The sequence below is a fragment of the Kiloniellales bacterium genome, assembly GCA_030064845.1.
In the GTDB taxonomy this organism is placed as follows: Bacteria; Pseudomonadota; Alphaproteobacteria; order Kiloniellales; family JAKSDN01; genus JASJEC01.
The window spans coordinates 1-10661 of record JASJEC010000109.1 but is presented as its reverse complement, the minus strand read 5'-3'; the positions used below and the strand labels follow the sequence as shown (position 1 = coordinate 10661).

The following is a 10661-nucleotide window of genomic DNA, read 5'->3' as shown; positions in this document are numbered from 1 at the left end:
GATGCCGAAGTTCATGCGCGCAAAGCTGCGGCAAGTTCCAGGGCAAAGCAATCGGAATGATGAAAGTCCGGCCGCCCCGGCGGATGCGCCAGGGCCCAGTAGGAGAGGCGGCCGTCAACCTCCTCGATCACCGCCGAGAGGCCGAGCTGCCAGGGCGCGTCGGGCGGCAGCTCGGGCAGGCGGTCGAGCGTCAGCTCGGCCCGCAGCTCGAAGGCCCCGTCCCGGGCCTCGACCGCGAGCTGCGGCGCCTCCACTTCCTGGGCGACCCGCATCCCCGCCCGGTAGCCCGCGAAGCGGTAGGCCGCCCAAAGGGTCGAGGGCGCGAAGTTGAACTCGTGGTAGACACCGCCCGGCGCCGCGCGCAGGAAGGCCTCGAAGCAAGTGTGCTGCCAGAGCCCGTCGGCGCGTGCGGCCGCGGCGACGGCCGGCAAGCTGATCGCACCGATCTCGCCGGTCACGCGGTAGCGAAGCCGCAGGGCATCGGGGCTCGGCCGCGCGGCCTCGACGGCGATCTCGATCGCCGCACCGCAGGGCGAGTTCGGGTGAAGCTTCAATTCCTGATGCATTACGTCAATGTAGCGGCGACACTCGACCTCGCGAGAGCTTTCTGCCTGGGTAGGACCAAAGCTGTGTGGCCCAAGCGTCAAGCCAAGGGCTCGACGGCTAAACTAGGCATCCCATGGCATGGCAAGCCCTTCGAAGGTCTCTAGGTCGGGATCACGCTGCGTCGCCTGGTCTCTATCGAAGAGCCAGCCGGATAGGTATTCATCCGAAATGCTCTCTTCCAAATACCAAAGCAGGAATTTCCATATGTTTGAGGCGACGATATATCTGGATCTTTCTGGTGCTTCCGCCATGTCAATGAAGAAGACGGGCCATCCTTGCCCGAATTCCTGCGCCGTCGGCATGATGTAATAGTTGCCGCAGCCATCGTCAGCCAACGGGATCCATCCTCGCTGCTTCCACTCCGGGTGAAGGTCGTATAACTCCTCGATTCCAGTCAGGAAGTGCTTCCGCTTCGTGTAGATGCCGAAAAGACCGCCGGCGGAGACGCAAGCGCCGTTCGCGATCTCCAGCCACTCGGCAAGGGGCCTTGGCACTTGGATACCCGTGCGCTTCGAAAATGCCTTCAGCTCATCGGCGGATATCCCTGTCGGCGCCGGCTTTCCCCTCGGGAGAACGGCCTTTGCCAAGAGCTCTCTGATTCTCGACCGCTCAACAGGATCGGTGCTCATATCGATTTCTTACTTCCCCTAGCGAGCAAATTGGAGCTGTCATTGCCTCAATCGTGCGGCCTCTGAAGCAATCAGAGAAAGTCTTGCAAGACGCTCCGGACTCCTTCCTGGTTCTTTTTCTCGACCAAGGGAACAAACGCTCCGGTAAAGGTGACGGCCATCATTGCCGCAAATGCAACGTCGATCTCATAGTGGAAAGCTATGTACAGAAAGCAAAGCCCGACCAGGACGAAAGTGGCGGGAAACGCGAAAATTTGCCACAACCAGCAAAAACCGCGGTGCGGGCGGAACCCCGTGTTGCACTCTTTGCAGAATATATCTGACCACAGAGACCTAGTCATTTGCCAGTAAGAGACCCCACGTTGTGCACAGCCTGACATCTTTCTTTCATTTCGGGGCCTGCTCTCTTGACGGGTCGCAGCCTTTCGGACTTGTGAGCCTCTACACAGTGATTTTTCAGCCGAAACTCCTAGGCCTTTCACCTTGAAAAGAAGAGCGCTGCCGGCCGCATTCAAGGGCTACCGCAAGATCGGCGGGGTGCTCAGGTTTGCCGTCTTCGAGGAGGCGGAGGCAGACGAGGCCTCGGCCCTTGAGGCGATCGCGGCGGTGGTGCCCGGCATCGATAACGGGGTGTTGCGGTCGCTCGGCTACAAGCGCATTGGCGAGCGGGCCTTCTTCGGAGACTGGTATGATCCCAAAGATGGGGCCCTGATCAAGCTCGGCCGATACCGGACTGGGGATGGCCGGGAGGTGATCGACCCGAAGCTGAAGGACCTCGATTCGGCCGGGATCGTCTCGGGCGCGGCCTTGCTTTCGGGTCCGGGCGCGGGCGGGCAGTTCGCCTACGCGTTTTCCCAGACGCCCTATGGCTTGAGGGCGAAACCGAGCGTGGTCCAGGACCGTTTCGACAAGGTTCGTGAGGTCATCCTGCCACCGGAACTGGAGCACGATATCCTCGACTGGAGCCACCCGAGGCTTCCCGAGGCGTCATCATACTTCGCGGCCGGGGCGGAGTATTGGGGCGTGTTTCTCTTCACCATCCACGTTCCCGCACTGCGGCGTCTGACCGCGATCGCCGGCTCCACGTCGGATTGAGAGCGATGCAGGCGGGGCAGCCTGCGTGCACCGCTACGTCCCAGACCTGGTCCGGGCGCGCGTTAGGCGCCCCAGGACTGGGCGACCTTGCGGGCGAGTTCCTGGTTGAAGAGGCGCTCCATGGTCAGGCCGAGGGAGGGGGTGCGGTCGATCAGCTTGCGCAGGGGCTCGGACGACCAGGCGATGTAGCGGGTGCCCGGCGCCAGGAACACGGTGGCCGAGGCCGGCGTGTCCAGGAGGAAGGCGACCTCGCCGATGAAGACCCCGGGGCGGAGCGAGAAGGCCTTGCCGGCCTTGACGACCTCGATCCCGCCGTCGAGCACGTAGTAGAGCTCGCGGACCGGCCGGCCCTCCTGGGTCAGGGTCGTCGTGACCTCGGCCTCGCGCCACTGAGCCAGGCGCATCAGCCGGCGCAACTCGCCCGGGGTCAGGACCTTGAGGGTCTCCAGGAAGTGCCGCTCCTCCTCGCTGTGGCGGAAGTGCAGGCGCTCCAGGACCAGGCGCGCGATGCCGACGGCGTTGGCCGCGCCGAGCACCGAGCTCCAGAAGACCGGCGCCCACATCGGCTCGACCGCGTGGGCGTAGAAGTAGGCGACGTAGGCGAAGCTGCCGGCGAGCAGGAAGAGGCGCAGCAGCAGCTGGCGCCGTAGCAGCAGACCCAGCCCCTGCAGCAGCGCGGCGACGTGGATCAGCCAATCGCTGTCGACGGTGAACTCGAGCACGGCCACTTCCCCCCTTGCGGAGGCGTCCGCCGCCGGCGAATCCGGCGCCGGAGCTCCGCGATGGGGCGGATCCTGCCAGCGCGACCGATCGGCGCGTGTGGGGTTGGCCACAAGGGCGCGCGGCCGGGCGTCGGTGCAATGGGACGGTGGCCCTCGGTGCCGACCAAGGAGGTGGCAGGACGGGCGGCGTTGTGGCGCGCGGCCTAGATCCAGCCTTGCTTCTGGAAGGCGGCCTTCAGTTCCCCGGCGATTTCCTCGGCGGTGCGTTTGGCGGCGCCTTCCAGGGTCTCCGAGCCCGTCGCCTCGCCCGCGACCTTGACCGCGCTGCCAACGACGAGGCCGACCGGGTTGGCGGTCGCCACCGTGACCGCAGCCGGCACCAGGACGCCGGGGGTCTTGCCACCGTCGGAATCGATCTCCCGGGACCCGAGCGGGCGCAGGCCCTTGTCGGTCACCTGGTAGCCCTCGACCACGGTCCTCAGCTCGGCGGCGCCGGAGCCGAAGCCGACCAGCATGCGCTTGCCGACGCTGCCCTCGTCGATGGAGACGAAGTGGCCCTTGATGACCGCGTCGCCAGCCTTCGGCTTCGGCGCCTTGGCGGCTTCCGTCGCCGGCAGCCCCATGGCCCGGATCTGGGCGACCAGATTTCTGGCAACCGAGGCACCGAGCTTGCGGCCGACCTCGAGCTCCTGGTTCGTCTGAGGCGTGGCGTGGCCGGTCACCCGGTCGGCGATCGCGGAGTTGGGCGGCACCTCCGCTGGGGTCGCAGAAAAGGTGTAGACGATGATGCGATCCGGTCGCGGGATCTTCTCATCACCGATGTAGGACTTGCTCGAGGTGACCTCGGCCGAGGCGCAGGCGCCGAGAAGGCCGGCGACAAGCAGGAAAGAAACGAGATTTCCTAGCGACTTCATACCGGTTTCCCCGAGTTGGACAGCCTGCGCGGTGCCGTCGGCAGGCCCGGATCCGCGTGTCTCAACCTGAGCGATGCGGCCCGGAGGTCCGGTACAGCGAAGGCGCGAAAAACCTGGCGGGCGTTCTCTAACATGTTATACTGTATTTTTACCGTACAGTAGTGTATGCTTATGTCAAGAGTGCCAAGGAGCAAACGCCTCACCAGGGAAGACTGGCTGGCCGAGAGCATGCAGGTCTTAGCGAAAGAGGGGATTGCCGCGGTCAAGGTCGACCGCCTCGCCAAGCGGCTGGGCTGCACCCGCGGCAGCTTCTATCACCACTTCAAGGATCGGCGGGACCTGCTCGTCAGCATGCTCGAGCACTGGATCCGCGCCTGGACGCTGGACATCCTTGACGACATCTCGGGCCTGGACCTCGACCCGAAGACGACGCTGCGTGCGTTGATCAAGCTCATTCGCAAGCGCAAGGCTGCGGACTTCGATGCCACGATTCGCGCCTGGGCGCTGAGCGATCCCTTGGCGGCGGACTACGTGCATCAGGCTGACGAGATACGACTGGGCTACGCCAGATCGCTGTTCAAGGCCGCAGGCTTCAGGGGGCTCGAGCTGGAGAACCGCGTGCGGCTGTTTCTCTACTACGAGGCCTTCGAGCCGATGATGTTCGTGCGCCAGAGCGCCAGGAGCGAGGACGCGCTGATCGAGCGACGGCTCGAACTCTTGATGGGGACGTAAGGCAGGGAACCCGGCAAGCGATCTCGCTTTGCCGGACCGGAAAGGGGACATCGGGATGACGTCGAGGCGGATGCTCGCTGCGTCTTTGAGGGATCGCGGGCATGGGATTCTGGCCTTGGCGCTCCTGTCGGCCGTTCTGGTCTGCGGGCCGGCCCTGGCCGGCGGCCTCTACATCAACGAGTTCGCGACGCCGAGTCAGGGGGTGGCCGGTGCCGGCGCCGAGGCGGTCGCGGTCGACGCCTCGACCACCTGGCACAACCCGGCCGGCATGACCCGGGTGGAGGGCAACGAGGTTATGCTGGGCGCGGGTCTCGGCTACGCCCAGACCCGCTTCGATCCGGATTCCACGACGCCCTTCGACGGCGGCAACGGCGGCAATGCCGGCAGCTTCATACCGATCCTTGGCAACTACGGGGTCGCGAGCGTGACCGAGGACGTGAAGCTGGGACTGGGCGTGTTCTCGATCAGCGGCGCCTCGCTGGACTACAACAACAACTGGACCGGCCGTTTCCAGAACCAGGAGATCAGCCTCCTTTCCGCCACCATCAACCCGACGGCGGCCTTCCGGATTACCGACTGGCTGTCCTTCGGCGCCGGTTTCGTCGCGACCTATGCCGATCTGGAGTTCAAGCTGGCCGTGCCGCCCGGCGGCGAGGGTCAAGCCGAGATCGACGGCGACGACTGGGCCTTCGGCTTCGACGTCGGCCTGCTCTTCGAACTGACGCCGCGCACCCGTCTGGGCGTGGTCTACCTGTCCGAGCAGGATCTGAGTTTCTCCGGCGATCTCAAGATCGATCCGGCCGACATCGACGTCGGCTCGGACACTCAGCTCGACCTCGCGCAGACGGTCCGGGTCGGGCTGTACCACGAGTTCGACGACCGCTGGGCCGTGCTGGGCACCTTCGCCTGGGAAGACTGGAGCACCCTGGACAACCTCCTGGTCTCGACCGACGGCGGCACGGCCGCGATCCCGCGGAACTGGGAGGACACCTACAAGTTCGGCGTCGGCGTCCACTACCGGCCGGTCGGAGACTGGCTGCTGCAGGTCGGCTTCTCCTACGACACCTCTCCGGTCAGCGATCGCGACCGGACCGCCGACATGCCGATCGACCGGCAGCTACGCTTCGCCGTTGGGGTTCAGCATCAGATGTCCCAGAGCATGACCCTTGGCGGGTCCTTCGAGTTCATCGACCTCGGTGACGGAAAGATCGATGACGACACCCTGCGCGGCGACTACCAGGACAACTACGCCCTTTTCGTCGCCGTGAACGCGAGCTGGAAGTTCTGAGCGGCGAAGCAATAGAACCTGTTGAGGACGGTCGACCGGTCACACCGGTGTCCGGACGATGCAAACCTAGATAGCCGGAGAAGGAGAAGAAGATGACGATCCAGGAGACCCTGACACCCAGTCTGACGGCGGCGGCGGCACTGCTGGCGGCGCTGAGCGTGACCGCGGTCCCGGCGCGCGCCCAGCAAGCCGACGCGCCCTTCCTGGCGCTGCAGGATCGGCAGAAGGCGACCTGGGCCGAGGAGGACAAGACCATCGACGAGAAGCTCGCGGCCCTGGAGCAGCGCTTCGGCAAGAAGCCCAACATCATCTACATCCTGACCGACGACGTCGGCTGGGGCGAGCTGGGCTGGCAGGGCGGCGGCAAGCATCGCGGCACGCCCTCGGAGGAGCTCGACAAGATGGCCTACGAGGGCATGCGCTTCTGGGCCGCCTACTCGGAACCTTCCTGCACGCCCAGCCGGATTGCCATCAACACCGGGCGGCACCCGGTGCGCACGGGCCTGACCTCGGTGTTGTGGCCCGGCAGCGATCAGGGCCTGTCATCGGAAGAGAAGACCGTCGCCGAGGTCCTTTCAGAGGCCGGCTACAACACCGCCATGTGGGGCAAGTGGCATCTGGGCGAACTGCCCGACTACGCGCCAGAAAACCAGGGCTACGATTATGCCTACTACGGCCTGTTCAACGGCGCGCCCGACGCCTGGCAGCCGGCGGCGGAGTTCTACGCGGGCAACATGCCGCAGCCGACCTCACCCGCCTTTTACGATTTTCCGGGCAACGAGGCCTACAAGGCGCTGACCGGCATCGACCTCGAAATCGGCGGCTACATCGGCGAGAAGGGCCAGGGTCGCAAGGCAATCGAAGGACTCGCGGGCACTCCGAGTGAGAAGCGCCAGGAGGCCTTCGAGAAGGAGTCGATCGCCCAGATCACCGCCTACGTGAAAGACAAGGCCCAGGACGACAAGCCCTTCTTCATCTACTGGGCGAGCTATGCGCAACAGATCAGCGGCTCGGAAGAGTTCAGGGATGCGCCCTTCGTCGACAACGCCAACGCCCAGGCCTCCTTCATGGCCATGCATAACGACCATGTGCGTCAGCTGCTCGAGACCCTGAGGGCGGAGAACATCGCCGAGAACACCCTGGTGGTCTGGTGGAGCGACAACGGCCCGATGTACGCTTTCTGGCCCACCGCCGGCTATTCCTGGCTGAAGGGCGGCAAGGGCCAGGTGACGGAAGGCGGCGTGCGGGTGCCGGCCATGGCCTGGTGGCCCGGGATGATCGAGCCCGGCCAGGACCCGGTCGACATGATCCACCTGACCGATCTCTACACCACCGCCGCACGGCTTGCCGGGGCGACCGACCGACTCCCGACCGACCGGATCGTCGACGGGGTCGACCAGACCGCGTTGCTGCTGCTCGGCGAGGGCCATTCGCGGCGCAACTACATGTTCCACTACAGTGGCCCGAAGCTCGGCGCCATTCGGTGGGAGAAGATCAAAGCGCTGGTCGAGGGGCCCGGCCACGGCGGCCTGCCCGGGATCACGATGTGCAACGTGATTCGCGATCCCGGCGAGAAGTACTGCTCTATGTTCCCCTATCTCTGGACGATCACGCCCTTCCAGAACGTCGTGAAAAGCCACATGGAGCTGATCGCCAAGTTCCCGCACCGTGAACCGGGCCTGCCCGAGGAGGCTGGGCTGACCCCGCATGACTAGACCCGGCCTCGACCGACCGCTTGTTGCGGCAAAGAAAGCCCTGTGTGGGGCACACATCAGGCGGTCTCTTGTGCTGCCGAGGATGATCCGCAAGACGTGGGATGGTGATCTGGCGATCATCGCTTGGGCCGTTCTGGCTTGTATGGGCCTCGCGCTGCAGCCTCGTGTCGCTGCCGCCGTCGAGATGATCCCGCTCGACGGCGGCACCTTCCTCATGGGTTCGCAAAAGCACTATCGCGAGGAAGGGCCGCTGCGCCGGGTCACGGTCGGGCCTTTCCTGATCTCCAAGACCGAGGTCACCAATGCCGAGTTCGCGGAATTCGTGGCCGCGACGGGCTACGTCACCACGGCCGAACGCGCGCTCGACCCGGCCGAGCATCCGGACTGGCCGGCAGACCTGCTGCAGCCGGGCTCGATGGTCTTCGCGCCTCCGCAGCACGCGGTCAGCCGGCGGGACTCGACGGCCTGGTGGCGCTACGTCCATGGTGCGAACTGGCGCCATCCCACGGGCCCCGAGAGCTCGATTGCCACCCTCGACGACCATCCGGTGGTGCAGGTCTCGCCCGAGGACGCGGAAGCCTACGCGAAATGGGCCGGCGGGCGGCTGCCGACCGAAGCGGAGTGGGAGTACGCGGCGCGCGGCGGCCTGGAGGGGGCCGACTACGTCTGGGGCGAAAGCTACGATCCGGTCGAGGGCTGGAAGGCCAACACCTGGCAAGGGGCCTTCCCGCAGAAGGACGACGCGGTGGACGGCCATCACGGCACCGCACCCGTCGGCTCCTTCGCGCCGAACGGCTTCGGGCTTCACGACATGGCCGGCAATGTCTGGGAACACGTCGCCGACTGGTGGGTGCCGGGCCACCCGAAGGTGGAAGAGACCGATCCGCGCGGGCCGCCGCAGCGCCTGGCCGCCCGTTTTTCGCCCCCCGAGGTTGGACCCAGGCGGGTCGTCAAGGGCGGCTCCTGGCTCTGCGCACCGAACTTCTGCCACCGCTATCGTCCCGCGGCCCGGCAGGCGCAGGAAATGGGTCTGGGGACCAACCACATCGGCTTCCGCATCGTGCGCGACCGGGAGTGAGGCGAGGAAGCGGACGGCCTTGCCGCGAAGTGGGTCGCTCGCCGTGGCTAGACTGAAAATGCGACGCTCCGCTATTGGGCCTGAGTGGCGTTTGGCGATAGGCTCGGTGCTCGGCCAAGAATGACACCGCCAGCAATCCAGAACGGAGCCACCCCGATGTCCTTCGCTCGCTATCCCAGCTTGAACCAGGCGGTGGTCTTCGTCACCGGCGGCGCCTCGGGCATCGGCGCGGAGATCGTGCGCGCCTTCGCCGAGCAGGGCTCCCAGGTCGGTTTCCTCGACTTCGACACGGAACGGGGCGCGGCCCTGGCCGAGACCCTGACGGGCGCCGGTGCGACGCTGCGCTTCGAGGCCTGCGACCTGCGCGACATCGCGGCCTTGAAGCGCGGCGTCGCGGCGCTGCAGGACGCGCTCGGCCCGGCCACGGTGCTGGTCAACAATGCCGCGCGGGACGACCGCCATGCCTGGGACGAGGTCACCCCCGAGTACTACGACGAGCGGATCGCGGCCAACCTGCGGCACATGTTCTTCGCCATCCAGGCGGTCGCCCCGGGCATGATCGCCGCCGGCAAGGGCTCGATCATCAACTTCGGCTCCAACTCCTGGTGGGAGGCGTCGGGCGGCATGCCGGTCTACACCAGCGCCAAGGCGGCGGTGCACGGCATGACCCGCGCCTTCGCCCGCGACCTCGGCCCGCACCGGATCCGGGTCAACACGGTGGTGCCCGGCTGGGTCATGACCGAGCGCCAGAAGGAGCTCTGGGCGACGCCCGAGGCGCTGGAGCGGCATCGCCAAAAACAGTGCCTGCCGGACCTGATCGAGCCGGTCTACCTGGCCCGCATGGTGCTGTTCCTGGCCTCCGACGACGCCGCCATGTGCACGGCCAACAACTACATGGTCGAGGCCGGCTCGATCTAATCCGAGCTTGTCGCGTTGGCCTTGCGGTTTTCGGCCAGCTTCTGGAACTCGCTCTCGATTTCGGCGGCGAAGCCGGCGCCGGCTTCGGCATAGGCGTTGAAGGCAATGTTGGCGCCGGCCGCCTCCAGCGCCTCGGCGTGGTCCGGATACTTCGCCAGGGCGGCCACGTAGCCGTTGAAGCCGGCCGCCATGATCTGCTCGAGCGCGTACATGTTGGCACGGTGCTCCGGCATCGCCAGCATGATGACGCGGATTTTTCGGTGCTCGTCGCGGATCCGCTCCCAGAAATCCGAATCCGCCGCGTCTCCCAGGATCACCGTGCGGCCCGCAGCCTGGTGCTCGGCCACCTTCTCCGCGTCGCTGTCGATGCCGATCATGGGCAGGCCGCTGTGTTCATGGATGTAGTCGTAGGCACCGCTGCCCATGCGGCCCATGCCGAAGATCGCGACCTCCAAATCGCCGACAACCAGGTCCTGGTCCTCCGGATGGCGGGTCTTCGTCTCAAAGGGCAGCAGTCGGTCCTTGGACCGGGCGTAGAGCCCGTGGGCCGCCCGGTTGAGGGGCGCTGCGATGATGAAGGAGATCGAAACGGACACGGCGATGATCACCAGCCACTCGCCGCCGATCCAGCCCTTTTCCGCGGCGAGGGAACCGACGATGAGGCCGAACTCGCTGTAGTTGGCGAGGCTGAGCGACGAGAGCAGCGACGACCGGGCCCGCAAACGGAAACGGGTCAGGAGGAAGAAGAACAGCGCGGCTTTGAACGGGACGAGGAGGATCAGGAGGATGGCGATCCCGAAGCCCTGGAGGCTTGGCGCGCCGGACAGCCCGATGTTGAGGAAAAACCCGACGAGCAGGATCTCCTTGAAGCCGAAAAGCGATTCGGCGACCTCCGAGGCCCGCTTGTGGTGGGCCAGCAGCATACCGATCAGGAGCGCGCCGAGGTCCGGCTTCATGCCGACCA

The 10661-nt window shown here is 65.9% G+C and carries 12 protein-coding genes; 7 read left to right on the top strand and 5 right to left on the bottom strand.

Annotated features, from left to right (window positions below; translation table 11 throughout):
- Window positions 1-11: 11 nt before the first annotated feature.
- Both QNJ67_23200 and QNJ67_23195 read right to left on the bottom strand, forming a co-directional pair.
- The gene (locus QNJ67_23200) at window positions 12-566 is read right to left on the bottom strand and encodes a DOMON-like domain-containing protein (GenBank protein ID MDJ0611898.1); all 555 of its coding nucleotides are present in this window, start codon (window positions 564-566) and stop codon (window positions 12-14) included.
- Window positions 567-668: 102 nt separating this feature from the next.
- A complete protein-coding gene (locus tag QNJ67_23195) occupies window positions 669-1235 on the bottom strand; it encodes an SMI1/KNR4 family protein (protein MDJ0611897.1) in 567 nt (188 codons plus the stop codon).
- Between the two features lie 83 nt (window positions 1236-1318).
- On the opposite strand from QNJ67_23195, the gene QNJ67_23190 reads away from it, so the two are divergent.
- Both QNJ67_23190 and QNJ67_23185 read left to right on the top strand, forming a co-directional pair.
- Entirely contained in the window at window positions 1319-1558 is a 240-nt protein-coding gene (locus tag QNJ67_23190; GenBank protein ID MDJ0611896.1) for a hypothetical protein, read from the top strand.
- Window positions 1559-1718: 160 nt separating this feature from the next.
- Window positions 1719-2330 carry a hypothetical protein gene (locus QNJ67_23185; protein ID MDJ0611895.1) on the top strand — a complete coding sequence of 204 codons (612 nt, stop codon included), beginning with the start codon at window positions 1719-1721 and terminating at the stop codon, window positions 2328-2330.
- Between the two features lie 62 nt (window positions 2331-2392).
- On the opposite strand, the gene QNJ67_23180 is transcribed toward QNJ67_23185, so the two are convergent.
- Together QNJ67_23180 and QNJ67_23175 are read right to left on the bottom strand one after the other, a co-directional pair.
- Window positions 2393-3052 carry a cyclic nucleotide-binding domain-containing protein gene (locus QNJ67_23180; protein MDJ0611894.1) on the bottom strand — a complete coding sequence of 220 codons (660 nt, stop codon included), beginning with the start codon at window positions 3050-3052 and terminating at the stop codon, window positions 2393-2395.
- A 203-nt stretch (window positions 3053-3255) separates the two neighbouring features.
- The gene (locus tag QNJ67_23175; protein ID MDJ0611893.1) at window positions 3256-3966 is read right to left on the bottom strand and encodes a DUF4410 domain-containing protein; all 711 of its coding nucleotides are present in this window, start codon (window positions 3964-3966) and stop codon (window positions 3256-3258) included.
- A 171-nt stretch (window positions 3967-4137) separates the two neighbouring features.
- On the opposite strand from QNJ67_23175, the gene QNJ67_23170 reads away from it, so the two are divergent.
- The 5 genes from QNJ67_23170 to QNJ67_23150 all read left to right on the top strand — a co-directional run bounded on the left by QNJ67_23170 (window position 4138) and on the right by QNJ67_23150 (window position 9697).
- Window positions 4138-4698 carry a TetR/AcrR family transcriptional regulator gene (locus QNJ67_23170; protein MDJ0611892.1) on the top strand — a complete coding sequence of 187 codons (561 nt, stop codon included), beginning with the start codon at window positions 4138-4140 and terminating at the stop codon, window positions 4696-4698.
- A gap of 115 nt (window positions 4699-4813) precedes the next feature.
- Window positions 4814-5986, top strand: coding sequence for an outer membrane protein transport protein (locus QNJ67_23165; GenBank protein ID MDJ0611891.1), 1173 nt, complete (start codon window positions 4814-4816; stop codon window positions 5984-5986).
- A 92-nt stretch (window positions 5987-6078) separates the two neighbouring features.
- A complete protein-coding gene (locus QNJ67_23160) occupies window positions 6079-7701 on the top strand; it encodes a sulfatase-like hydrolase/transferase (GenBank protein MDJ0611890.1) in 1623 nt (540 codons plus the stop codon).
- A gap of 82 nt (window positions 7702-7783) precedes the next feature.
- Window positions 7784-8779, top strand: coding sequence for a formylglycine-generating enzyme family protein (locus QNJ67_23155; GenBank protein MDJ0611889.1), 996 nt, complete (start codon window positions 7784-7786; stop codon window positions 8777-8779).
- A gap of 156 nt (window positions 8780-8935) precedes the next feature.
- The gene (locus QNJ67_23150; GenBank protein MDJ0611888.1) at window positions 8936-9697 is read left to right on the top strand and encodes an SDR family oxidoreductase; all 762 of its coding nucleotides are present in this window, start codon (window positions 8936-8938) and stop codon (window positions 9695-9697) included.
- Here QNJ67_23150 and QNJ67_23145 read toward each other — a convergent pair.
- The coding region (locus QNJ67_23145) for an NAD-binding protein (protein ID MDJ0611887.1) at window positions 9694-10661 on the bottom strand (968 nt) is incomplete at its 5' end. The two genes, QNJ67_23150 and QNJ67_23145, sit on opposite strands and share 4 nt — an antisense overlap.

Coding starts and splice junctions, on each gene's coding strand:
- QNJ67_23200 (MDJ0611898.1), bottom strand. CDS start 566: ATGCATCAGGAATTGAAGCTTCACCCGAACTCGCCCTGCGGTGCGGCG.
- QNJ67_23195 (MDJ0611897.1), bottom strand. CDS start 1,235: ATGAGCACCGATCCTGTTGAGCGGTCGAGAATCAGAGAGCTCTTGGCA.
- QNJ67_23175 (MDJ0611893.1), bottom strand. CDS start 3,966: ATGAAGTCGCTAGGAAATCTCGTTTCTTTCCTGCTTGTCGCCGGCCTT.
- QNJ67_23170 (MDJ0611892.1), top strand. CDS start 4,138: ATGTCAAGAGTGCCAAGGAGCAAACGCCTCACCAGGGAAGACTGGCTG.
- QNJ67_23160 (MDJ0611890.1), top strand. CDS start 6,079: ATGACGATCCAGGAGACCCTGACACCCAGTCTGACGGCGGCGGCGGCA.
- QNJ67_23155 (MDJ0611889.1), top strand. CDS start 7,784: ATGATCCGCAAGACGTGGGATGGTGATCTGGCGATCATCGCTTGGGCC.
- QNJ67_23150 (MDJ0611888.1), top strand. CDS start 8,936: ATGTCCTTCGCTCGCTATCCCAGCTTGAACCAGGCGGTGGTCTTCGTC.